Source organism: SAR86 cluster bacterium (assembly GCA_023703575.1).
Taxonomy (GTDB): domain Bacteria; phylum Pseudomonadota; class Gammaproteobacteria; order Magnimaribacterales; family Magnimaribacteraceae; genus Magnimaribacter.
In genome coordinates, this window is record CP097969.1 from 1,202,238 (window position 1) to 1,224,286 (window position 22,049).

At 36.3% G+C, this 22,049-nt stretch carries 27 protein-coding genes and 1 other RNA gene; 9 read left to right on the plus strand and 19 right to left on the minus strand.

From position 1 onward, the window contains the following. Nucleotides 1-6 precede the first annotated feature (6 nt). The 3 genes from dnaK to fur form a co-directional block, all read right to left on the minus strand. A complete protein-coding gene (gene dnaK / locus M9C83_06075; protein URQ66214.1) occupies nt 7-1,926 on the minus strand; it encodes a molecular chaperone DnaK in 1,920 nt (639 codons plus the stop codon). Nucleotides 1,927-1,989: 63 nt separating this feature from the next. Further along, complete coding sequence (grpE, locus tag M9C83_06080) at nt 1,990-2,565, minus strand: nucleotide exchange factor GrpE (protein URQ66215.1); 576 nt, start codon at nt 2,563-2,565, stop codon at nt 1,990-1,992. Between the two features lie 42 nt (nt 2,566-2,607). Beyond that, complete coding sequence (fur, locus tag M9C83_06085; protein URQ66216.1) at nt 2,608-3,012, minus strand: ferric iron uptake transcriptional regulator; 405 nt, start codon at nt 3,010-3,012, stop codon at nt 2,608-2,610. Nucleotides 3,013-3,087: 75 nt separating this feature from the next. Here fur and M9C83_06090 point away from each other — a divergent pair, with 75 nt between their 5' ends. Next, nucleotides 3,088-3,417 carry an outer membrane protein assembly factor BamE gene (locus M9C83_06090; GenBank protein ID URQ66217.1) on the plus strand — a complete coding sequence of 110 codons (330 nt, stop codon included), beginning with the start codon at nt 3,088-3,090 and terminating at the stop codon, nt 3,415-3,417. A 1-nt stretch (nt 3,418) separates the two neighbouring features. Here M9C83_06090 and M9C83_06095 read toward each other — a convergent pair whose 3' ends face one another. Continuing rightward, entirely contained in the window at nt 3,419-4,762 is a 1,344-nt protein-coding gene (locus M9C83_06095; GenBank protein ID URQ66218.1) for a sodium-dependent transporter, read from the minus strand. Between the two features lies 1 nt (nt 4,763). Further along, the gene (locus tag M9C83_06100; GenBank protein URQ66219.1) at nt 4,764-5,252 is read right to left on the minus strand and encodes a hypothetical protein; all 489 of its coding nucleotides are present in this window, start codon (nt 5,250-5,252) and stop codon (nt 4,764-4,766) included. A 38-nt stretch (nt 5,253-5,290) separates the two neighbouring features. On the opposite strand from M9C83_06100, the gene smpB reads away from it, so the two are divergent. From smpB to M9C83_06115, 3 genes are all read left to right on the plus strand, one after another. Next, nucleotides 5,291-5,764, plus strand: a complete 474-nt coding sequence (smpB, locus tag M9C83_06105; protein URQ66220.1) for an SsrA-binding protein SmpB — start codon at nt 5,291-5,293, stop codon at nt 5,762-5,764. Between the two features lie 40 nt (nt 5,765-5,804). Continuing rightward, nucleotides 5,805-6,159, plus strand: a transfer-messenger RNA (tmRNA) gene (ssrA, locus tag M9C83_06110). A gap of 113 nt (nt 6,160-6,272) precedes the next feature. Beyond that, entirely contained in the window at nt 6,273-7,355 is a 1,083-nt protein-coding gene (locus tag M9C83_06115; protein URQ66221.1) for an NAD-dependent epimerase/dehydratase family protein, read from the plus strand. 2 nt (nt 7,356-7,357) lie between these two features. Here M9C83_06115 and M9C83_06120 read toward each other — a convergent pair whose 3' ends face one another. Genes M9C83_06120 through rfaQ form a run of 3 tightly spaced genes read right to left on the minus strand, consistent with a single transcriptional unit; the run spans nt 7,358 to nt 9,870 of the window. Beyond that, a complete protein-coding gene (locus M9C83_06120) occupies nt 7,358-7,984 on the minus strand; it encodes a MarC family protein (protein ID URQ66222.1) in 627 nt (208 codons plus the stop codon). Nucleotides 7,985-7,986: 2 nt separating this feature from the next. Then, nucleotides 7,987-8,859, minus strand: a complete 873-nt coding sequence (locus tag M9C83_06125; GenBank protein URQ66223.1) for an SMP-30/gluconolactonase/LRE family protein — start codon at nt 8,857-8,859, stop codon at nt 7,987-7,989. Nucleotides 8,860-8,874: 15 nt separating this feature from the next. Continuing rightward, nucleotides 8,875-9,870: a putative lipopolysaccharide heptosyltransferase III gene (rfaQ, locus tag M9C83_06130; GenBank protein URQ66224.1), complete on the minus strand. Its 996-nt coding sequence runs from the start codon at nt 9,868-9,870 to the stop codon at nt 8,875-8,877. A gap of 72 nt (nt 9,871-9,942) precedes the next feature. Between rfaQ and rpsT the strand changes: the two genes are divergently transcribed. Continuing rightward, complete coding sequence (gene rpsT / locus M9C83_06135; protein ID URQ66225.1) at nt 9,943-10,203, plus strand: 30S ribosomal protein S20; 261 nt, start codon at nt 9,943-9,945, stop codon at nt 10,201-10,203. Here rpsT and proB read toward each other — a convergent pair. The 4 genes from proB to rplU are packed head-to-tail and all read right to left on the minus strand — an operon-like array spanning nt 10,200 to nt 12,942. Beyond that, nucleotides 10,200-11,312, minus strand: a complete 1,113-nt coding sequence (gene proB, locus M9C83_06140) for a glutamate 5-kinase (protein URQ66226.1) — start codon at nt 11,310-11,312, stop codon at nt 10,200-10,202. The genes rpsT and proB overlap by 4 nt on opposite strands. Next, nucleotides 11,305-12,318, minus strand: coding sequence for an Obg family GTPase CgtA (gene cgtA / locus M9C83_06145; protein URQ66227.1), 1,014 nt, complete (start codon nt 12,316-12,318; stop codon nt 11,305-11,307). The genes proB and cgtA overlap by 8 nt, the downstream gene beginning before the upstream one ends. A 41-nt stretch (nt 12,319-12,359) precedes the next feature. Beyond that, nucleotides 12,360-12,617: a 50S ribosomal protein L27 gene (rpmA, locus tag M9C83_06150; GenBank protein ID URQ66228.1), complete on the minus strand. Its 258-nt coding sequence runs from the start codon at nt 12,615-12,617 to the stop codon at nt 12,360-12,362. 13 nt (nt 12,618-12,630) lie between these two features. Next, nucleotides 12,631-12,942: a 50S ribosomal protein L21 gene (gene rplU / locus M9C83_06155; GenBank protein ID URQ66229.1), complete on the minus strand. Its 312-nt coding sequence runs from the start codon at nt 12,940-12,942 to the stop codon at nt 12,631-12,633. 106 nt (nt 12,943-13,048) lie between these two features. Here rplU and M9C83_06160 point away from each other — a divergent pair, with 106 nt between their 5' ends. From M9C83_06160 to fabB, 3 genes are read left to right on the plus strand one after another with little or no spacing between them, the layout of a single operon-like run. Continuing rightward, entirely contained in the window at nt 13,049-14,014 is a 966-nt protein-coding gene (locus M9C83_06160) for a polyprenyl synthetase family protein (protein ID URQ66230.1), read from the plus strand. 50 nt (nt 14,015-14,064) lie between these two features. Then, nucleotides 14,065-14,586: a bifunctional 3-hydroxydecanoyl-ACP dehydratase/trans-2-decenoyl-ACP isomerase gene (fabA, locus tag M9C83_06165; protein ID URQ66231.1), complete on the plus strand. Its 522-nt coding sequence runs from the start codon at nt 14,065-14,067 to the stop codon at nt 14,584-14,586. After that, nucleotides 14,587-15,801, plus strand: a complete 1,215-nt coding sequence (gene fabB / locus M9C83_06170) for a beta-ketoacyl-ACP synthase I (GenBank protein ID URQ66232.1) — start codon at nt 14,587-14,589, stop codon at nt 15,799-15,801. It begins immediately after the preceding gene. Here the strand turns inward: fabB and ssb are convergent. Then, nucleotides 15,798-16,238, minus strand: a complete 441-nt coding sequence (gene ssb / locus M9C83_06175; protein URQ66233.1) for a single-stranded DNA-binding protein — start codon at nt 16,236-16,238, stop codon at nt 15,798-15,800. The two genes, fabB and ssb, sit on opposite strands and share 4 nt — an antisense overlap. Before the next feature lie 85 nt (nt 16,239-16,323). Here ssb and uvrA point away from each other — a divergent pair, with 85 nt between their 5' ends. Continuing rightward, nucleotides 16,324-19,158: an excinuclease ABC subunit UvrA gene (gene uvrA / locus M9C83_06180; protein URQ66234.1), complete on the plus strand. Its 2,835-nt coding sequence runs from the start codon at nt 16,324-16,326 to the stop codon at nt 19,156-19,158. On the opposite strand, the gene rplQ is transcribed toward uvrA, so the two are convergent. The 6 genes from rplQ to rpmJ are packed head-to-tail and all read right to left on the minus strand — an operon-like array spanning nt 19,155 to nt 22,048. Continuing rightward, nucleotides 19,155-19,559, minus strand: a complete 405-nt coding sequence (gene rplQ / locus M9C83_06185; protein URQ66235.1) for a 50S ribosomal protein L17 — start codon at nt 19,557-19,559, stop codon at nt 19,155-19,157. The genes uvrA and rplQ overlap by 4 nt on opposite strands. A gap of 8 nt (nt 19,560-19,567) precedes the next feature. Further along, nucleotides 19,568-20,548: a DNA-directed RNA polymerase subunit alpha gene (rpoA, locus tag M9C83_06190; protein ID URQ66236.1), complete on the minus strand. Its 981-nt coding sequence runs from the start codon at nt 20,546-20,548 to the stop codon at nt 19,568-19,570. 13 nt (nt 20,549-20,561) lie between these two features. Then, nucleotides 20,562-21,185, minus strand: coding sequence for a 30S ribosomal protein S4 (rpsD, locus tag M9C83_06195; protein URQ66237.1), 624 nt, complete (start codon nt 21,183-21,185; stop codon nt 20,562-20,564). After that, nucleotides 21,185-21,559, minus strand: coding sequence for a 30S ribosomal protein S11 (gene rpsK, locus M9C83_06200; GenBank protein URQ66238.1), 375 nt, complete (start codon nt 21,557-21,559; stop codon nt 21,185-21,187). The genes rpsD and rpsK overlap by 1 nt, the downstream gene beginning before the upstream one ends. Nucleotides 21,560-21,563: 4 nt before the next feature. Further along, entirely contained in the window at nt 21,564-21,920 is a 357-nt protein-coding gene (rpsM, locus tag M9C83_06205) for a 30S ribosomal protein S13 (GenBank protein ID URQ66239.1), read from the minus strand. Between the two features lie 11 nt (nt 21,921-21,931). Next, nucleotides 21,932-22,048 (minus strand): 50S ribosomal protein L36, encoded by a 117-nt coding sequence (gene rpmJ, locus M9C83_06210; GenBank protein URQ66240.1) that lies wholly within the window; start codon nt 22,046-22,048, stop codon nt 21,932-21,934. Nucleotide 22,049 lies beyond the last annotated feature (1 nt).

Consider the following 22,049-nt stretch of genomic DNA (forward strand, 5'->3'; position numbering starts at 1 on the left):
GAATACTTAAGAATTTTGGCTTTCTTTTTCTTCGGTTACTTCCTCAAAGTCAGCATCTACGACATCTGAATCAGCATCCTGAACTTCTTGTTCTTGAGATTCTTTACCCTTAGCTTCCTCTTCGTACATTCTTTGCGCAAGAGGTGCAGAAGCTTCGGAAAGAGCTTTTACTTTATTATCTATTTCTTCTTTATCTTCACCTTTCAAGGCCTCTTCTAGTTCTTGAATTCCATTTTCAATGGCTTCCTTTTCACTATCTTCTACTTTGTCTTTAGCCTCATCTAAAGTTTTCTTGCAACTATGAACTAAATTTTCTCCTAAATTCTTAGCTTGAACTAACTCTTCAAACTTCTTGTCGTCTTCAGCATGTGCTTCGGCATCTTTCACCATCTGCTCAATTTCTTCATCCGATAATCCACTTGAAGCTTTAATCTCTATAGACTGTTCTTTTCCAGTTGCTTTGTCTTTGGCTGATACATTGAGTATTCCATTTGCATCAAGATCGAAGGATACTTCGATTTGAGGCATTCCACGTGGAGATGCAGGTATATCTGTTAGATTAAATTGACCAAGTGTTTTATTTTCAGTGGCTTGCTTTCGTTCACCTTGTAACACATGCACAGTGACGGCAGTTTGGTTATCTTCAGCCGTTGAAAAGACTTGTGACTTATTTGTAGGAATCGTCGTATTTTTATCTATCAAAGGCGTCATCACACCTCCCATAGTCTCTATGCCCAAAGTCAGAGGAGTTACATCTAATAAGAGTACATCAGTAACATCTCCAGCTAATACAGCACCCTGAATCGCGGCACCAACAGATACGGCTTCGTCTGGATTAACATCTTTTCTTGCTTCTTTCCCAAAGAAAGTTTTAACTTTTTCTTGTACAAGTGGCATTCTTGTTTGTCCACCGACCAATATAACTTCGTCTACTTCAGAAGCTTTCAGGCCAGCATCTTTAAGAGCAATCTCAGTAGGTTTTATCGTTCTATCAACTAGGTCTTCAACTAGGGATTCTAATTTTGCTCTAGTTAATTTATGCACAAAATGCTTTGCACCTGATGAATCGGCTGTTATGTAAGGGAGATTTATTTCAGACTGTTGATTGCTTGAAAGCTCGATTTTAGCTTTTTCAGCAGCCTCTTTTAACCTCTGTAGGGCAGCCGAGTCATTGTGTAGGTCTAAACCAGACTCCTTTTTAAATTCGTCTGCGAGGTATTCGATTAGGGCAATATCAAAATCTTCACCTCCAAGAAAAGTATCGCCATTTGTTGATAGGACTTCGAATTGATGTTCTCCATCAATTTCTGCGATTTCTATGATAGAAACATCAAACGTTCCGCCACCTAAGTCGTACACAGCAATCTTTTGATCACCTTTGCCTTTATCCAGTCCATAAGCCAGAGCAGCTGCTGTTGGTTCATTTATAATCCTTTTTACTTCTAAGCCAGCTATTTTTCCAGCATCTTTTGTTGCTTGTCTTTGTGAGTCATTAAAATAAGCGGGTACTGTTATAACTGCCTCCTTAATTTCTTGCCCAAGATAATCCTCAGCAGTCTTTTTCATTTTCTTTAGAATCTCAGCAGAAACTTGTTGTGGGGCTAATTTTTTTCCTTCGGCCTCGACCCAAGCATCTCCATTATCGGCAGCAAGAATTTTGTATGGCACCATATCACTATCTTTTTTAACAACGTCATCATCGTGTTTTCTTCCAATAAGACGCTTTATGGCATACAAAGTATTTTCTGCATTAGTGACAGCCTGGTTTTTAGCTGAATCACCAACCTTTATTTCATCCCCGTAGGCAACTACCGAAGGAGTAGTTCTTTTACCTTCAGAATTTTCTATTACCTTAGCTTGATCCCCTTCCATGACCGAAACACATGAATTTGTTGTTCCTAAGTCTATACCAATTACTTTAGCCATTTTTTCGCTCCAATTAAGTTCTAATACATAAGTTGGGGCTTATGCATACTATTTCAAGTTTTTTTATGATTTTTCTTGAGATTTCTTTGAAACTACAACTTTTGCAGGCCTGAGTGTTCTATCCATTATTGTGTAGCCCTTTTGCACAACATCAATAATCGTATTAGTATCGAGGGAATCGTCTTCTATTAATGAAATAGCTTCATGTTTTTCAGGATCAAAATTTTTGTTGCTAGTATCAATAACCTCAATACTTGATGAATTTAAAGAGCCTTCTAGACTCTTAAGCGTCAATTCAAGACCTTCTTTTACAGAGAGGAATTGTTCTTCCTCGCCACATGCTTCTATTGCTCTTTCTAGATTATCTGCAACAGTTAAGAAATCTTTAGCTAATGACTCTACCCCGAATAACCTTGCTTTGGTTACTTCCTGTGCGGCTATTCTTCTTACATTTTGAACTTCTGCCTTAGCTCGAAGAAGCTGATCTTCTAAATCTTTGATTATTTCTTCTTGAGAAATTTCTTCTGGTTCCTCAAGGGTATCATTTTCTTCAATCTCTAGAGAAACTTCTTCTTCTGCACTATTTTCTTCTTTTTCTTGATTTTGTTCTTTAGTGTCTTTGTTCAATGTTTTCTCCATTCAAACCCTATATGGGGTTTAAAGCAGCCTATTCAAGTATTTTTATTTTTTGATAGGTTTTACATATAAAACCATACTATGATCTATAATTTCATAGCCATGCTCTGTAGCTAGTATCTTTTGCCTCTCTTCTATGACATCATCTGTAAACTCAATTACATCTCCGGTATCCAGGCAAACCATATGATCATGATGATCAGAAGGAGTTAATTCATAAACTGCATGGCCTTCTTCAAAGTTATGTCTTATACAAATTCCGGCTTGCTCAAATTGAGTTAAAACTCTGTAAACGGTCGCTAAACCTACTTCTTCACCTGCATCAATAAGTTTCCTATAAATATCTTCTGCGCTCAGGTGAGCTTGATCTTCTTCCAGGAGCTCAAGTATCCTCAACCTTGGAAGAGTTACTTTTAAACCAGCCTTTTTTAATTCTGCATCATCTGTCAATTTGAGTACCTTTAAATAATTAAGATTAATTGATAGTTAATATTATAATGGCCTAAAACCCATAATAGAAAATTAATGAACACAAAATTGAAAGTAAGCTCTTTATTGCTAATTGCTCTTTTTCTTACAAATTGCAGTATACCCAGAATTTTTCAAGTTGTGGTGAGCCAAGGCAACTTAGTTGATCAAGAAATGTTAGATAAACTTGAGATAGGAATGACAGAATCTCAAGTTAAATTCGTTATGGGAACTCCTTTGATATCTGACACTTTTTATCCTAATAGATGGGATTACTTCACATCAGTAACTCAGGGTGAGAATACTTATACTAACCAAAAAATCACTTTATTCTTCGAAGACAATAAGCTGTTAAAATGGGAAGGAGAAATAGATATTCCCGAATAAATTAAATAAAAAAGTATAGAAAGACACAACCAACCATTACGGGCGAAATATAACGAATACTAAAATACCAAAATTTAAAAATTAAATTTTCTTCAATATCAAGCTCTTCCAAAACATTCTCTTTCTTCATTACCCAACCAACAAAAATAGCTATAAATATTCCACCTAAAGGGAGCATGATCTGATTAGTTAAAAAGTCTGTGGCATCAAAAAAGTTTTTTCCGAAAATTGTAAATTCGGAAAGTAAATTGAAAGATAAGGCACTAAATAATCCTATAAACCATGCGATAAATCCTAACAAAAGAGTTGCTGTAATTCTTTTAATTTTAAGAGATTCAATCAACCAAGCTACACCGGGTTCAATCAGAGAGATTGATGAACTTAACGCCGCAATGCTTAGTAAAACAAAGAATAAGGTGCCGAAGAACACTCCTAAAGGCATGGAGCTAAATGCAATGGGTAATGTAACAAAAACAAGACCTGGACCCTCAGATGCGGCTAAACCATTTGCAAAAACAATTGGAAATATCGCTATACCTGCTAATAAGGCTACTCCGGTGTCTAATGCAGCTACAGAAATTGCTGTTTTACCGATATTTTGACTTGCTGGCATATAGGCTCCGTAAGCCATAATAGCTCCCATACCTAAACTCAGAGTAAAGAAAGCCTGTCCTAATGCCTCCAGCATAACTTCAGGAGTAATTTTACTAAAGTCAGGCTGAAATAAGTAAATTAAACCCTCTACAAAAGCTCCAGATTGAGTTGCATACAGACATAAAAGTATAACTAATACGAATAACATAGGCATCAGAGTATTTATCCATTTTTCCAGACCCTCTAAGATCCCTCTTGCAACTACAAATACCGTGACTGATAAAAAGAGTGTATGCCAAAAAATTAGAGAAGTTGGGCTGGCGAGTAACGAATTGAAACTTTGCGTAGAACTCTCAGCGGTTACGTTTTGAAATCCATTAAAAACATAAGAAAGTGCCCAGCCAGCAGCAACACTGTAAAACGATAAAATTAATAATCCAGCTACAGCTCCAGTTGCGCCTAGTAAAGTCCATGCACTATTGGTATTTGCTTCAAATGCTAAGGCTTTCATGGTGTTGGCAGGACTGCTTCTCCCTCTCCTGCCAATCATAATCTCACCTAACATTATCGGTAACCCAATAATTGCTATGCAAGCCAAATATACCAGCACAAAAGCACCTCCCCCATTATCCCCTGCCATGTAAGGAAATTTCCAGATGTTTCCCAAACCAACTGCTGAACCTGTTGCGGCTAATATGAATGTCCATCGGCTAGACCATGTTCCATGGATAGACTTTCTTTCTTGTGACATATTAATTATAGATTCCTAATGGGTAAGTATAAGGATTAACCCAGTAAGTTAAGATTAACACAAGACAAATACACAAGATAATGCTTATTTTATCGAATAAGTTGTTATAAGAATCGTCAAATAAAGAGATTATCGAATTTATAATTTTTAAATGTCGTGTAGAAAAAGTAGAGACTAGCATCAAAAGAATTCCCCATGCAGGATTGATAAAAATTGAAAAAGAGGCTCCTGTGACTGCTACAGCTAAAGGTATCAAAGAAATTACAGTAATCCTGGTCTTATAGTGACTATTATCAAAGTCACGAAACGACCAAATACTTCCATATAGAAAGAACAGAAGAATAGAAAAATAGATTTGAGCTAAATGAGCCAGAATGTATGCGGTTTTATCATCAGTAAACCATAAAGAAGCGGTTAGCAATATTAGTGGCCCAACAGAAATATAAGCAATTCCCTGGATTGACCTAAATAAAACATCATGATCTTTCATGTCTGATACAATTTTATAACAAAGTTGAGATTCGAACTGTGGCAAAAAAAAATAAAAAAAATGGAAATACAATTTCTGAAAATAGGAAAGCAAGGTTTGACTTTGAGATTTCTAAAAAGTACGAAGCTGGTTTATCTCTCTTAGGCTGGGAAACAAAAAGTATCAGAGAGAATAATGCTCAAATTGCAGAAGCTTATACTCTACTTAAGGATAGCGAGGCCTATCTAATAGGAAGTTACATTGATCCTTTGAAGAATAGTAATCAGGAGATGGATCCAACTAGATCACGAAAACTGCTCCTAAATAGAAAGGAATTAAATGAAATAATCAAATCTACCTCCCAGAAAGGAAATACTTGCATACCCACCAAACTATATTGGAAGAATGGTCTTATAAAATGTGAAATTGCACTTGCAATGGGTAAGAAATCCCAAGATAAAAGAAATACAATTAAATCGAGAGATTGGGAACGTCAAAAAGCTCAAGAATTAAGAGAAAGAAACAAAAATTAGTTAAGTTTCAGTAGGAAAGGTATAATCACGCAGCTTTTTTGGGGGCGAACTGGCTTCGACAGTAGATATAAAACCTCAAGTGCATGTCGAGAAGGTAATAATTCTCGTTAAAAAATTATTGCAAACTTGTTAGTTGGCGAAAACGCAGACTACGCTCTAGCCGCTTAATTGGCTAGCTGTCCCTGGTAACGTGCTCGTGCGCCTCCAGAGACAGACGATTACACGAGATGCTGAAGTTACTCTTCTCATTAGTAATTTCTTAAGAATAAATTGAGATCGTCTTTTAATCCCTGTTTATCGGGTGTCAAAAGATTAAATTAATAGATAAAACTAAACATGTAGATCTTGTGGCAGAGTACTAGTGGACGCGGGTTCAATTCCCGCCGCCTCCACCAAAAGTGCTATCATATTTTCATGGTAGAACAGCAAATCCTCATAACAATAGCAATGCTTGCTGAAACCTTGGTAGGCAAGAGAAAAAAGCCAAATTAATAGCAAGGAGAGAGTTATGTCAGTAATAACAAATAAAGATGGGGCAGTAGCGGTAACTGGAGCAAGCGGATATATCGGATCCAGAATAGTAGAAGACCTCTTAAATAAGGGTTACGACGTGCATGCTTGCGTTAGGGATGTAAGTAATAGCATAAAAGTAGATCATCTCATTGAATTAGGGAAAACTGCTCCTAATTCAAGTGTAGAGCTATTTGAGGGTGACCTATTTGAAAAAGGAAGCTATGACAAGGCATTCTCCGATTGTGTAGCAGTAATTCACGCGGGTGCTACTGTTGGCTTCAATAGAGAGACACCTCAAGAAGTATATGATGGATGCTTCACAGAAAATGAGCACGTAGTTGAATCTGTCAAAAAGTCTGGCAGTGTTAAGCGCTTTGTTTTTACAAGTTCTTTTGCGGCTGTAGCGCATCCAAGACCAGAGGGTTATGTATTTGATGAAAAAGATTGGTGCGGAGATAATGTTGAAGCCTACAAAGGGGCGTGGACTGAAGAAAATATCTCTAAAAACAGAGATATTGCTTATGCAATGGCTAAAGCTAACACTGAAAAGATGATCTATAAAATAGCAGAATCTGATGGGAATTTTGAAGCTATTTCAATTAACCCTCTACATGTTGTAGGACCATTAATGACTGAAAACCATAATCAATTCTTTAGTTGGCAATATTTTGTTTGGCAACTACTCCAAGGTAATAACTTTGGTGTATTGGATGGAAAGCAATTACGAGGGGATAGAATGTTATGGAATTTGGTAGATGTAAGAGATGTAGCCAAAGCGCATGTTTTAGCTGCAGAGAGTAAAAATGCAACGAATGGATCCCGATATATCCTATCCGCAACTGATACCTCTGGTGAAATGTTTACATGGCAGCTGCAAACAAAACTTCAAGAATTATTTCCGGAAATAAAAGAAATCGGTGGCGAAGCAATGAAAAATGGTGAACCTGAGAAGAGTACATACGACTCACCCAGATCTTATTGCTTAAAAGCTATTAATGAATTAGGACTATCTACATATTCTATTGAGGATACCTTAAAGCAGACTGGAGAATCTTATAGAAGAATGGGTCTTCTTTAGTATTAGATACTAAAAGTTTGTCTTAGGCCCTCTATAACGAATTCAATTGCTAAGGCACCGAGCAAGAGTCCGAAAGTTCTTTGCAAGGCTGAAGATATAGATGTAGGCAGCCTCTTCGCTATCTTTCCGGAAGCCCATAAACTAATAGCATTTAGAATCAGAACTATAATAATGGGACTAAACCCAACTATTTGATTTTCGATAGAGGTTCCAGATTTCTCGGATAACAACATAACCAGAGTAATTGCTCCTGGTCCTGCTATTAAAGGAATAGCTATTGGGAATGTTGCCAGCGAAGAAAGCTCCTCATCATCCATAACTTCCTCTACCGTTTCTTCCCTTCTTTTTTGCCTTTGTTCAAATACCATCTGATATGCAATAACCATTAAGAACATACCTCCAACAATCCTAAAAGAATTGATATTGATTCCCATAGTTTGAAGTAAGGCGCTTCCAAATAGCCAAAATAAAAGCAAAATACCAAAGGCTGTTAATGTGCTCCTCAAACACAGAGTAATTAAATCTTTTTTGTTAAGGCCTTTGGTGAAAGTAGCAAAAATAGGCAATATAGTAATTGGATCAATTGCTACAAAGATTAAAACAAAATTTTCTAAAAAAAGATTCAACATACTTAAGGTCTGCCAACTCCTCGCACGTCTACTTCAACTATTTCTATCTTCCCTGATTTTTCTCTTAATGCTGAATCTGGATCTACTCCAGAACCGCTTGAAGTGCAAATGAACAAGGTTTTTCCATCCTCCCCTCCAAGCATGCAAGCAAATGCATTGGTCTCAACAGGAATTCTTTCAGAGATCATACCTCCCTCGTGTACTCTAATGACTTCTGAAGTTGATGGAGAGGCGACCCATATTGCTCCCTCCTCATCTAAACACATTCCGTCGGGTATTGGCACTAGACCCTCTGCCGCATTTTCCTTCAGATCTGCCCAAGTTCTTCGATTAGATAGACTACCATCAGCAGCTTTGTCGAAAGCAGTCAATCTAGCTGCGTAAGTCTCGGCTACTATCAAAGTTTTATTGTCAGGGGTGATCACTGTACCATTTGGAAAGAGCAAGTCATCTGCCGCAATGACTGGATCCTCACCTGGCTTCACTAATATTAAATTAGTAGGCTTAATTTCTTCTCCTTCGTAGGTATTAAATCCAAAATTTCCTATATAGGCATTGCCGGAGTGATCTACAACCATATCGTTACAATGAAAACCTGCAAATTCAGATAAGTCAGCTTCTTCTTCTAAAATTTCGTCTTTAAAGCTAAGTAACTTTCTGTCTATCATCGAGACAATTAACATTGTCTCATCCGGCCTCCATCCTAATCCTGAAGGTTGACTCGGAACTTCCACTATTACTTCATAATTTCCTTCAAGATCTAAACAATATACTTTATGACTATAAAAATCAGAGAAATAAAATTTGTTGTTATACCACCTTGGACCCTCTCCAAAAGTCAGTCCATCCATTAATGTTTTTAATTCTCTTTTCATCAATCCCTCCTCTAGTTATGGATACATTTCTTCCACAAGACTAATAACATCTCCAACTTCAATGTTCTTAAGATCATCCCGCTCAATTACTTTAGCTCTATTGGACCAAGGCTTCCAATTATTAGGATTACTTGGTCCGAACAAAGTTATGGACTCTTTATTCACTGAGGCAGCAATATGCGATGCAACAGAATCTAGACCTATAAAAAATTTAGATCTGCTAATGAGAGCAGCTAGACCCAAAAGGCTTGTCTTGCCAGCAAGATTTAATACTTGTTCATCGACAATATCACCATTCTTTAGTATTTCTTCAACATATCCTATCTCATGAAAATCTGGTCCAGAAGTTATGACAACAGAAAAGTTTTTTTTAACTAATAAACTTATTAATTCTCCAAACTTTTCTTTATCCCATAATTTTTTTTCACGTCTTGAAGTAGGATGGATTAAACAATACCCATTGTCTTGATTTAAAAAAGGAAAACTATCAGACAATATTTTATATTCTTTTTCTAAAGGGACTGGATCGAGCATTAAATCCTCGTTGAAGACCTTTAATCCTAAGCTTTTTAATGCTGAGAGATTTCTCTGAACAATATGATTCTCTAAAGCTTCAGGAAAAATTGTGGAAAAAGATTTTATCCATAGTTGTTTTCTTCTTTTTTTATCATCTACCGCCGCTTTCATTGCTTTGCCTATAGACCAACTAATAGGAACTACTCTCCATTGCGTAGTTAAAAAGAAAGCATATTTATATTTTTTTGATCTAACTTTAGCCCACAACTTGATCTCTTTCTTTATTCTAGTAAATAAATTCTCTTCAGAGGAATTATCTATTTCTATAATTTCCGCAATATTTGTTTCTTGTTCTAAAATAGAGCCCGTACCCTTATACACAAGAAGATCTATTTCGCCATCAGGATCATTGAGCATGATGTTATCAATCATGGGTTTAGTAAGCAGAACATCGCCATGAAATCGTAGTATTACAATTAAATACTTATTAGACATATCAGACATTGTTACTTGACACTTTGCTCTTCAGAATGCATTATGCGCGCCTCTCAGTGATATACAAGATTTATGGCAAATATTAAATCAGCAATAAAAAGAGCAAGGCAAAATGTAAAAAGAAATGCTCTTAAAAGCTCTCAAAGAGCATCTACCAGAACAGCTGTTAAGTCTGTTCTGAGCGCTATTGAAGCAAACGATAAAGAAATGGCAAAAAGTGCATTGGCAGGAGCAGAAAAGACACTTGATTCAATGGCTGGTAAAAAAGTGATCACAAAAAACAAAGCCTCTAGGACTAAATCTAGATTATCAAAAAAAGTTAAGGCCCTTTAACTTAAGACCAAATTATTACGATGGATTACCTCTTCTTGGGTAAGATAGCCTAGAGTGGTAGATATTTCTTCAGAATTAAGGCCTTTAATCGCCTTAACCTCTTCATTATTAAAATTAATTAGTCCAGTAGCAATTTCATTTCCTCTTTTATCTGTGCATCTAACTAAGTCACCTTTATTAAAATTACCTACAACATCAGTGATGCCAACAGATAGAAGACTTTTGCCTTTTGTTAATAAGGCTTCAATTGCTCCATCATCCAACTTTATGGTACCTGAAACAGAACCAAATGATGAAATCCAAAGTTTTCTGGAAGATAGAGTAGATTTATTTGTAGTTATTTGAGTTCCAACCTCTTCTCCATTATATATCTTCAATAAAGTATCTTCCCCAAATCCGCTTACTACCCATGTAGCAGCTCCAGAGTTGAGAGAGATTCTGGCAGCTTCGATTTTTGTTTTCATCCCTCCTCGACCTAAAAGGCCTGAGGTACTATTTAATTGTTGAGAAAGATCAATATTTTCGTCATCCAAGTTTATTAGACCTAATAATTTAGCTTCTTTGTTTTTTGAAGGATCATCAGTAAAAATTCCATCTTGATCCGTCAACATCACGAATCTATCGGCCCTAATCAATCCTGCTAGTGCTGCTCCTAATCTATCATTATCACCAAAAGAAATCTCTTCTGTTGCGACGCAATCATTCTCATTAACAATAGGGATGATTCCGAGCTCCAAGAGTGTTTCTATGGTATTTTTGGCATTCAAGTATCGTGTTCTATTGGCAATATCATCATGTGTTATGAGTACTTGACCGGTAGTATATCCAAGCTTTTCAAAGGTTTTTTGGTAAATTTCTGAGATACCTCTTTGACCAACTGCAGCGCAAGCCTGAAGCATTGCCAGCTGATCGGGTCTTTTTTCTAAACCTAAATCATTCATACCTTTAGCAACAGCTCCAGAGGAAATAATGATAACTTCTTGCTTATTCTTTCTTAAAAAATCTATTTGAGAAGCTAATTTAGATATGAAGTCTATATTTAGACCTTCATGATTGCCTGATACCAGACTACTTCCTGCCTTAATTACCCACTTATCATCTTTATTCATTAGATGTCTCCATGAATTCTCCAATATCTCGCATTAGTTGCTGCGTGCCTTCTTTTTTTGCAGCGGAAATACAGTATATATTTAAATTATCTTTATATTGGTTTTCTAACTCTGATTTTAATTCTTCTAGGTTGTCTTCACTAATTAGATCAATCTTGTTTAAAGCTAACCATTTAACCTTATTTATTAACATTGGATCAAAATTGGTTATTTCTCTTGAAAGCTCTTTTATCTCCTCGATTATTTCGTTAGGTCCTTTTTCATATACGTCAACTATCTGCACAATAACTTTAGTCCTTGATAAGTGTTTTAAGAACTGAATCCCTAGACCAACTCCTTCAGATGCACCTGCTATGAGTCCAGGAATATCGGAGATAACAAAACTAGAGTCTGCAGAGTAATCTACTACTCCTAAACTGGGATGAAGTGTGGTGAAAGCATAGTCAGCAACTTTAGGTTTTGCACTAGAGACTGCCCTTACAAGTGATGATTTGCCAGCATTCGGCTTTCCAAGTAATCCAATATCTGCCAGTAGTCTAAGCTCTAATCTTAATGAAAGACTTTCTCCTAACTTACCTTCAGTAAATTTTGTAGGAGATCTATTTGTTGAACTCTTATATCGTAAATTTCCTAAGCCTCCTTTTCCACCTTCGCAAATAAGAAACTCATCTCGATTATTGACTAAATCTATTAAGGGATTTTCTGTTTCTAGATCATACAAAAGAGTGCCGCATGGAACTTCTATAACGAAATCTTTTCCATCTGCTCCGGTTTTATTTTGACTCCCCCCTCTTTTGCCATTTTCAGCTTCAAATTTTCTTTGAAATCTAAACTTGGATAAGGTGTTGAGATTGTTTACAGCTCTGAAGATTATACTTCCTCCGTGTCCACCATCACCGCCGTCAGGTCCACCTTTAGGAATATTTTTTTGGCGTCGAAAACTTGCAAGACCATTTCCGCCGTCACCAGCTTTCACATCAATAGTGACTTCGTCAATGAACTTCATTGATTTATTGAATTGGAAAATTTAAAAGGTACTTTAATAAGTTAGACAGGATCTACATTTACAAACTGCTTCAACTTAGGACCTTTTTTGACAAAAGAGACTCTGCCATCGATCTTCGAAAAAAGAGTATGGTCTTTGCCACAACCAACATTTTTTCCAGGGTGAAATTTTGTACCTCTTTGTCTGACTATAATTGAACCAGCAGTAATTAATTCACCGCCATAGCTCTTAATTCCAAGTCTCTTAGACTGGGAATCTCTTCCGTTTCTACTGCTTCCGCCAGCTTTCTTATGTGCCATCTTACTCTCTCAATTATGAACTAATAGACTCTATATGAATTTCACTAAAATTTTGTCTATGACCATAGGTTCTTCTATAGTTTTGCCTTCTTTTCATCTTAAAAACACGAATTTTGTCATGTTTACCGTTGTAAACTAATTTAGCAGTTACTTTCGCATTATCAACATACGGATTACCAATCTTAGATTCACTTCCATCTGAAATCATGAGGACTTTGTCAAATTCAATAGTCGAACCTTCTTCAGCAGATAAAAGCTCTACTTTAAGGCTTTCGCCCTCTGAAACTGTGTGTTGCTTCCCTCCGCATTCTATTACGGCAAACATATGTATCTCCTAAGAGGAATAAAAGGATGTGCACTATACGAAAAAGATGAAGTATTCGCAATATAATTCCTCGAATAACCTTACTTAATTTAAAATACGCAGACTAATGGAATTGTTATATAAAAAGATAATATTTGATGAATTAGAGCAATTAGAAATTACTCTAAGTGAATCTATAAACTCTGATATTAAATTAGCTACAGAGGTTTCTGGCCATATAGTTAACTCTGGAGGAAAAAGAATAAGACCTGCAATATGTATATTAGTTGCCAAAACCTTAGGATATTCTGAATCGGATCTGATTCAGCTTGCAAGCTCCATTGAACTTCTTCACACAGCCACCCTTATACATGATGATGTGGTCGATGAAAGCCTTATTAGAAGAGGTAAAGAGAGTATTCAGGCTAAATGGGATGATGCTCACGGAGTATTAGTTGGAGACTTTGTATATTCCAAAGCTTTTCAATTGATGGCAAATTTTGATAATCCCAAAATTATAAGAGAATTGGCTAATGCTACTAACAAAATTTCAGAAGGTGAAGTTTTACAACTCTCAATGAAAAAGAAATCCAATCTTTCAGAAGAAGATTATTTCAATATTATTGACAGAAAGACGGCAGAACTATTTAAGGTATCTGCAGTGACTGCAGGTATTTTATGTAAATGCACAAAACCGGAGATTGATAGTCTAAATAATTTTGCTACTTCATTGGGTTTAGCCTTTCAAATACAGGATGATATTCTGGATTATTTTGGACAAGAAAATCTGACTGGAAAAAAAGTCGGAAAAGATTATGAAGAAGGAAAATTTACTCTACCTATTATTTTGTCTCTCAAGACTATGAATCAAACAAATAAAACTAAATTATTATCACTCTTTGAAACCAGAAAGATTAAGGACTTTGCTGAGGTACTTGCTCTAATGAAGAGTGAAAAGATTCTTGAGCAACTGCAAACTATTTTCACTCGTTATTCTAATGAATGTATAAATGAGTTAAAAAAATTACCTCACAATCAATACAGAGATGCTCTTGAAAATATAGTTAGAAATCTTAGCTCTAGATTAACTTAATTTTATGTTGTCAATTTTAATGTATCATTAATCTATTACTTGGGAGATAAATGTCTTTTTCACCTAAAAATAGTTATAACAAGGAAGAAATACTTGATTGCGCACAAGGCAACTTATTTGGAGAGGAAAATGGTCGCCTACCTACCCCAAATATGCTCATGTTTGATCGTATCACTGAGATTAATGTTGACGGTGGTAAATTTTCAAAAGGCCAAATCATTGCAGAGCTAGATATACATCCAGATTTGTGGTTTTTTGATTGTCATTTCAAAGGTGATCCTGTGATGCCTGGTTGTTTAGGATTAGATGCAATGTGGCAACTGGTCGGATTTTATTTATGTTGGATGGATAATCCAGGTAGAGGCAGGGCATTAGGCGCTTCTGAAGTTAAGTTTTTTGGACAAGTTCTTCCCTCAGCCAAACTTGTAACGCTTAAAATAGATATGAAAAGAATTCTAAATCTTGATTTAACAGTAGGAATCGGTGAAGGGTCTATGCTTGTAGATGGTAGAGAGATTTATAGTGCCAAGGGTCTAAAAGTTGGTCTTTTCCAAGATACATCGAGTTTTTAAATGCGTGAAGTAGTAATAACAGGAATAGGTATTATATCCAGCTTAGGAAATAATATTTCTGAAGTAACAAATTCTCTGAGAAATTTAAAATCAGGTATCTCAGAAAATATTATCAATAAGGAGCTTGGTCTAAGAAGCCATGTATCAGGGTCTATTCTAAACTTAGAACCAAAAGACCTAATAGATAGAAAACTATATAGATTCATGGGGGACGCTGCAGCATATGCATACTTGAGCACAGAAGAAGCCATAAAGGATGCATCTTTAAACGTTTCTGAATTATCTAATGAAAAGACTGGTTTAATTATGGGCTCGGGAGGAGCTTCTACAGAGGATCAAATAGATTCTGCTGATATCCTTAGATCAAAAGGTTTAAAAAGAATAGGTCCATACCGAGTTACCAAAGCTATGGGTAGTACAGTTTCAGCTTGTCTTGCGACCTCCTTCGGTATCAAAGGCATTAATTATTCTATTTCATCTGCTTGTGCTACCAGTGCTCACTGCATTGGATCAGGAATGGAGCAAATTCAATTAGGTAAACAAGATATTGTGATTGCTGGAGGCGGCGAAGCTGAACATTGGGGTATGACAAGTTTGTTTGATGCAATGGGAGCATTATCTACCAAGTATAATGAGGAACCTGAAAAGGCCTCTAGGGCTTATGATAAAGATAGAGATGGATTTGTAATCGCTGGAGGAGCAGGATCGATGATCCTAGAAGAAAAGCAACATGCAATTGAAAGAGGAGCAAAAATATATGCTCAACTAACTGGGTATGCTGCAACATCAGATGGACTAGATATGGTTAGTCCTTCTGGAGAGGGTGGAGAGAGATGTATGCAAATTGCCTGGGAAATGAGTGGCAATAAAAATATAGACTATATCAATGCACATGGCACAAGTACTCCGGCCGGAGATATCATAGAGTTAAATGCAATTAAAAATGTTTTTGGAGATAAGATTCCTTGGATAAGTTCTACAAAGTCTCTTTCAGGTCACTCATTAGGTGCTGCAGGTGTTCAAGAAGCCATATATGGCTTAATTATGATGGATGAAGGTTTTATAGCTGGTTCAGCAAATATTGAAAACCTTGACGAGGGCGCTGAAACTTTTCCAATAGTAAGTGAGAATGTCTCGACAGAATTACAAAGTTTTTTGAGCAATAGTTTTGGATTTGGTGGAACTAATGCAAGTCTAATATTCGAAAAAATTTAGAATGGAATATCATCATCCGTAATTCCACTATCAGGCAAATTTTGAGAACTCATATCTTGATTAATATCATCATAGGAAGAACTATCTGACGAAGAACTTCCCCTACTGTCCAAAAATTGCATATCCCTACCTACAACCTCTGTAGTGTATCTTGTCTGACCATCCTGTTCCCATTTACGAGTTTGAAGTTGCCCTTCTATGTAAACCTTAGATCCTTTTTTTAGATATTCTCCAGCAATTTCTGCCAGCCTTCTCCAAAGCACTACTCTATGCCATTCAGTTTTTTCTTGATCTGAACCTGTATCTTTATCTTTCCAAGATTCTGATGTAGCCAAACTTAATGTCGTCACAGCAGCCCCTCCAGCTGTGTACTTTACTTCAGGATCTTGTCCTAAGTTACCTACTAAAATAACTTTATTGATTCCACTTCTAGCCATATATATATATTTAATTTTAGTTAATATTTCTAACTCCGATTATAATAACTTTTCTAAACATAAGTTCCAAAACATTATTTTTTTAATGAAAGACATCAAAGTAAGGGGTGCAAGACAACACAACCTAAAGAATATAGATATAGACATACCCAGAGATAAACTTGTTGTCATTACTGGATTGTCAGGATCAGGTAAATCTAGTTTAGCATTTGATACACTTTATGCAGAGGGACAAAGAAGATACGTAGAATCTTTGTCGGCATATGCAAGACAGTTTCTATCTATGATGGAAAAACCAGATGTAGACCATATAGAAGGTCTATCTCCTGCTATTTCAATTGAGCAAAAGACTACTTCTCATAATCCTAGATCGACCGTTGGAACCGTCACAGAAATTTATGATTATTTGAGACTTCTATTTGCCAGAGCAGGTACACCAATGTGTCCTGATCATAATGTCTCGTTAGAAGGTCAAACTTCCAATCAAATCTGCGACAAGATCTTAGAACTGCCAAAAGATACTAAACTTATGATACTAGCTCCTCTTATCAAAGAACAGAAAGGAGAACACTTACACATTTTTGAAGAACTCAAAATGCAAGGTTACGTAAGGATGAGAGTAAATGGAATTACTGTTGATGTAGAAGATAATCCCAAATTAAATAAAAATAAAAAGCATTCTATAGAAGCAGTTATTGATAGATTAGTTCTACCAAAAGAAAATGATGAAAACTTTCAGTTGAGGCTTGCTGAATCAGTAGAAAATGCGCTTAATTTAGGTGATGGAAATCTAATTGTTTACTTGATGGATTCAAATGAAGACATTACTTATAGTTCAAAAATGGCCTGTCCAGTCTGTGGTTATAGTATTCCCGAATTAGAACCTAGACTTTTTACTTTCAATAATCCCGCAGGTGCGTGCCCGGATTGTGAAGGATTAGGTGTTAAACAATATGTTGATGTTTCGAAAGTAATTCATGAACCGACTGCTAGTTTAAGCGAGGGAGCAATAGTTGGTTGGGATGTCAGCCATAGATATCACTATCATTTGATAAAATGTTTATCCAAAGAGTATGATTTTTCATTAGAAACTCCTTATCAAGATCTTGGAAGTGATATACAAGATCTCCTTCTAAACGGAAGTAAAGGTAATCCTGTAAATTTCAGTTGGAGAAATAAGAGAGGTAGTCTTGTTGAGAGAATTTTCCCATTTGAAGGAATACTTAATAATATTGAAAGGCGTTACAAAGAAACAGAGTCTAGCTGGAGTAGAGATAATTTATCAAAACTTATATCTCTTTCAACTTGTAAAAGTTGTGATGGTACAAGATTAAGAAAAGAGGCTAGAAATGTTTTTGTTGAAGAAGTAAACCTTCCTCAAATCACTTCGTATACTATTGATCAAGCGTTTAAATTCTTTTCTAAGTTAAATTTAAAGGGTTCAAAAAAGGAAATCGCAGATAGAATAATCAAAGAGGTTAACGAAAGATTGGAGTTCTTGATTGATGTTGGTCTCAATTACTTAACTCTAGATAGAAGTGCTGAAAGTTTGAGCGGAGGAGAAGCACAAAGGATAAGACTTGCAAGCCAAATAGGTGCAGGTTTAGTCGGAGTGACATATATCTTAGACGAACCGTCTATTGGTCTTCACCAGAGAGATAACGAAAAACTTTTAAAGACACTTAAAAAACTGAGAGACCTCGGAAATACAGTCATAGTTGTAGAGCATGACAATGAAACCATGTACGCCTCTGATCATGTAGTTGATATAGGTCCGGGTGCAGGTGTTCATGGCGGAAGAATATGTGCTGAGGGTACCGCCCTAGAAATTTCTAAGTCAAAAGACTCTATTACGGGTCAATTTTTATCTGGAACTAGAAAAATTGAGATACCAAAGAAAAGAAAGAAACCTGACACTAAGCGAATTGTAAAACTATCAGGTGCAGATGGTCATAATCTCAAATCGGTTAACTTAGATCTTCCTTTGGATTTATTCGTTTGCATTACGGGAGTCTCAGGTTCTGGAAAATCCACGCTTATAAATCAAACTTTGCTACCTGCTATTTCAAATGAAATATCAAAGGCTGAAAAAAAGGATACCAAACCATTTAAAAAACTTTCAGGAATAAATGACATAGATAAAATAATAGAGATAAGCCAAAGCCCCATAGGTCGAACACCTAGATCAAATCCGGCTACATATACAGGTCTTTTCACTCCTTTGAGAGAGCTTTTTGCAGGAACGCAAGAAGCAAGATCTAGAGGTTATAAAATAGGACGATTTAGTTTTAATGTTAAAGGCGGTAGATGTGAAGCTTGTCAGGGAGATGGTGTCATAAAGGTAGAGATGCATTTCCTACCAGATGTTTATGTTAAGTGTGATGTGTGTAATGGACAAAGATATAATAGGGAAACTCTAGATATTAAGTATAAAGGGAAAAATATCTATGAAGTCTTAGATATGACTGTTGAGGATTCTCTAGAGTTCTTTGATTCTATTCCAGCTATCAAAAGGAAATTAGAAACATTAATGGATGTTGGACTGGGCTACGTAAAATTAGGCCAACAAGCTACGACTCTTTCTGGAGGTGAAGCTCAGAGAGTTAAACTTGCAAAAGAACTCTCAAAAAGTGCGTTAAATCATACCCTGTACATACTTGATGAACCTACTACAGGGCTTCATATGCACGATGTCCAACTTCTATTAAAAGTTCTTAAAAGACTCAGGGATAATGGAAATACAGTGGTTGTAATAGAACACAATATGGATGTTATAAAAACAAGTGACTGGGTTGTAGATCTAGGTCCAGAAGGAGGCTCAAACGGAGGGGAAATTATTACCGTTGGTTCTCCTGAGGAGATAATGAAAATAAAAGCCTCTCACACTGGAAAGCACCTTAAAAAAGAACTTTTATCTTAAACTGTTTCCTCAGTTAAAGACTCAATTTCGTCAGAATCTGTAATATCTTCTTGTACAAATTCTATTTGAGCAGCTGGGGCTTTATCTCCTGGTCTGAAACCTCTTTTAATAACTCTTAGATAGCCTCCTGGTCGATCTTTATAGCGTGGGCCAAGCTCATCAAATAGCTTTGCTACTGCCTCTTTAGATTGCAGTCTTGAGAAAGCAAGCCTTTGATTTGCAACTGTGTTCTCTTTAGCAAGAGTTACCAACGGTTCTAGAAAACCTCTTATTTCTTTGGCTTTTGCTAAGGTAGTCTTAACAGACTCGTGCTCGATAATAGAAATGGCCAACCCTTTCTTTAGGGAAGCTCTTTGAGCGCTATTTCTATTTAGCTTTCTTCCAGTTTTCCTATGTCTCATTTTTTCTTTTAATTATTTTCTGGTGGCCAGTTGTCTAGAATTAAACCTAACGAAAGACCTCTGGACAAGAGAACTTCTTTAATTTCATTTAAGGATTTCTTTCCTAAGTTTGGAGTTCTCAAAAGATCAGATTCCATTCTGGTAACTAAATCACCTATGTAATGTATATTCTCAGCTTTTAAGCAATTTGCGGACCTAACTGTGAGTTCTAGTTCGTCTACAGGTCTTAACATGATTGGATCTATCTTTGCTTCCTCTTTTTCTTCAATAACCTCTTCTAATCTTCCAAGTTCAGCAAAAGCGGATAGTTGATGTTGAAGAATGGTTGCCGATATTCTTAAAATCTCTTCAGCTTCTAAAGTTCCATCTGTATCAATATCTACTGTAAGTCTATCTAGATTAGTTCTTTGCTCAACCCTGGCATTATCTACTTGGTATGTCACTCTTTTGATAGGTGAGTAAGTTGCATCTAATCTTAGAAGTCCAGTCTCTTGGCCTTCGTCTTCGTCAAGAGGTCTAACAGGTACAAAGCCTCTGCCTCTTGTTACTTTCATTGTCATATTTATAGAGCCTTCTTCATTTAAAGTAGCAATATGATGATCTGGATTGATAACTTCTACTCCTGTTGAAAGCTCTATATCGGCCGCAGTTACGACTCCACTTCCGGACTTTGATATAGTAAGTTCAGCATCTTCTACTTCAGTTAGTCTCACTGACAGCTCTTTCAGGTTTAATAAGATATCGATCACATCTTCTTGCACACCCTCTATAGTGCTATATTCATGAAGCACACCATCAATTTTAACCTCTGATACAGCCGTACCAGGCATAGAGGATAATATAATTCTTCTAAGAGCATTCCCTAAAGTATGTCCAAAACCTTGTTCAAGAGGTTCAAGTACTATCTTAGATCTTGTAGGACCTGATTCTTCAACTACTATTTCAGTTGGTGTTAAAAAATCTTTAATAATATCGTAATTATCTGTCATTTCTTTTCCTCTTTTATTTTGAATAAAGCTCTACAATTAAATTTTCATTAATGTCGGTATCAAGTGAAGATCTTTCGGGAATATTTTTATATGTCCCAGAATAATTAGATGTATTGACATCTACCCAATCACAATCTTCTCTATTTTTGGCAATCTCTATGGCCTGTTGGACTCTAGTTTGGCCTTTTGCACGCTCTGTAAGTGAAATCACATCACCCGGTGCAATCATATAACTAGGTATGTTCACCTTTTTATCATTGACCAAGATTGCTTTGTGACTTACGAGTTGTCTTGCCTCAGATCTGGTAGAAGCAAAGCCCATACGATAAACTACATTATCCAATCTGCTTTCAAGGATTTGTAGTAGATTATCACCTGTGACTCCTTTCATTCTAGCTGCATGCTTATAGTAAGTCTTGAATTGTTTTTCCATTACACCGTATATCCTTCGAACTTTCTGTTTCTCTCGAAGTTGAACTCCGTAGTCTGAAATCCTTGGGCGTCTAGTTCTTCCATGCTGACCAGGTACGGTCTCAGATTTACATTTTGAATCATGAGATCTTATACCGCTCTTTAAAAGGAGGTCTCTTCCTTCTCTTCTGGATAATTTACATTTAGGTCCTATATATCTTGCCATTAGACTCGCCTCCTTTTGGGTGGTCTGCAACCATTGTGTGGTATGGGAGTAACATCAGTTATCTTGGTTATCTTAAATCCCTTTGAATTTAAACCTCGTATAGCAGACTCTCTACCTGAGCCGGGACCTCTAACTTGTATTTCCAGGCTCTCGATACCAACCATTTTTACCTTATCTCCTACTGCTTCCGCAGCTCGTTGAGCAGCAAAAGGAGTGCTTTTTCTGGAACCCCTAAACCCTTGAGCGCCTGAACTGGACTGAGCAATTGCATTACCTTGCTTATCTGTAATACTGATTAGAGTATTGTTAAAAGAGGCATGGATGTGCGCAATACCTTCACTTACTCTTTTTTTAGTTGTCTTTTTTGTTACCATATTTTTATCTTCTTATTGGACGTTTAGGTCCTTTTCTTGTCCTTGCATTATTTTTTGTTTTTTGACCTCTTACAGGAAGATGCCTTCTATGTCTGATACCTCTATTTGTACCTAAATCTTGTAATCTTTTAATATTAGTTGCTACTTCTCTTCTTAGATCCCCTTCAACTAAAAATTTTCCTACTTCAGCTCTTATAAGCTCTAATTGGTCTTCAGATAAATCCGAGATCTTAGTGGATGGGTCTATACCTATGGCACCACAAATATCTTGTGCCCTAGTTTTACCTATTCCATAAACATAAGTTAATGAAATCTCCGCATGTTTATTATCTGGAATATTTACACCTGCTACACGAGCCATTACTTTCTCCTTTAACCTTGTCTTTGTTTATGTCTAGGTTCTGTTGAACAAATAACAAAAAGTGTTCCTTTTCTTTTCACAATTTTGCAATCTCTGCATATCTTTTTAACCGAAGCTCTTACTTTCATT

Coding starts and splice junctions, on each gene's coding strand:
- dnaK (URQ66214.1), bottom strand. CDS start 1,926: ATGGCTAAAGTAATTGGTATAGACTTAGGAACAACAAATTCATGTGTT.
- grpE (URQ66215.1), bottom strand. CDS start 2,565: ATGGAGAAAACATTGAACAAAGACACTAAAGAACAAAATCAAGAAAAA.
- M9C83_06090 (URQ66217.1), top strand. CDS start 3,088: ATGAACACAAAATTGAAAGTAAGCTCTTTATTGCTAATTGCTCTTTTT.
- M9C83_06095 (URQ66218.1), bottom strand. CDS start 4,762: ATGTCACAAGAAAGAAAGTCTATCCATGGAACATGGTCTAGCCGATGG.
- M9C83_06100 (URQ66219.1), bottom strand. CDS start 5,252: ATGAAAGATCATGATGTTTTATTTAGGTCAATCCAGGGAATTGCTTAT.
- M9C83_06115 (URQ66221.1), top strand. CDS start 6,273: ATGTCAGTAATAACAAATAAAGATGGGGCAGTAGCGGTAACTGGAGCA.
- M9C83_06120 (URQ66222.1), bottom strand. CDS start 7,984: ATGTTGAATCTTTTTTTAGAAAATTTTGTTTTAATCTTTGTAGCAATT.
- M9C83_06125 (URQ66223.1), bottom strand. CDS start 8,859: ATGAAAAGAGAATTAAAAACATTAATGGATGGACTGACTTTTGGAGAG.
- rfaQ (URQ66224.1), bottom strand. CDS start 9,870: ATGTCTAATAAGTATTTAATTGTAATACTACGATTTCATGGCGATGTT.
- rpsT (URQ66225.1), top strand. CDS start 9,943: ATGGCAAATATTAAATCAGCAATAAAAAGAGCAAGGCAAAATGTAAAA.
- proB (URQ66226.1), bottom strand. CDS start 11,312: ATGAATAAAGATGATAAGTGGGTAATTAAGGCAGGAAGTAGTCTGGTA.
- cgtA (URQ66227.1), bottom strand. CDS start 12,318: ATGAAGTTCATTGACGAAGTCACTATTGATGTGAAAGCTGGTGACGGC.
- rpmA (URQ66228.1), bottom strand. CDS start 12,617: ATGGCACATAAGAAAGCTGGCGGAAGCAGTAGAAACGGAAGAGATTCC.
- rplU (URQ66229.1), bottom strand. CDS start 12,942: ATGTTTGCCGTAATAGAATGCGGAGGGAAGCAACACACAGTTTCAGAG.
- M9C83_06160 (URQ66230.1), top strand. CDS start 13,049: ATGGAATTGTTATATAAAAAGATAATATTTGATGAATTAGAGCAATTA.
- fabA (URQ66231.1), top strand. CDS start 14,065: ATGTCTTTTTCACCTAAAAATAGTTATAACAAGGAAGAAATACTTGAT.
- fabB (URQ66232.1), top strand. CDS start 14,587: ATGCGTGAAGTAGTAATAACAGGAATAGGTATTATATCCAGCTTAGGA.
- ssb (URQ66233.1), bottom strand. CDS start 16,238: ATGGCTAGAAGTGGAATCAATAAAGTTATTTTAGTAGGTAACTTAGGA.
- uvrA (URQ66234.1), top strand. CDS start 16,324: ATGAAAGACATCAAAGTAAGGGGTGCAAGACAACACAACCTAAAGAAT.
- rplQ (URQ66235.1), bottom strand. CDS start 19,559: ATGAGACATAGGAAAACTGGAAGAAAGCTAAATAGAAATAGCGCTCAA.
- rpoA (URQ66236.1), bottom strand. CDS start 20,548: ATGACAGATAATTACGATATTATTAAAGATTTTTTAACACCAACTGAA.
- rpsD (URQ66237.1), bottom strand. CDS start 21,185: ATGGCAAGATATATAGGACCTAAATGTAAATTATCCAGAAGAGAAGGA.
- rpsK (URQ66238.1), bottom strand. CDS start 21,559: ATGGTAACAAAAAAGACAACTAAAAAAAGAGTAAGTGAAGGTATTGCG.
- rpsM (URQ66239.1), bottom strand. CDS start 21,920: ATGGCTCGTGTAGCAGGTGTAAATATTCCAGATAATAAACATGCGGAG.
- rpmJ (URQ66240.1), bottom strand. CDS start 22,048: ATGAAAGTAAGAGCTTCGGTTAAAAAGATATGCAGAGATTGCAAAATT.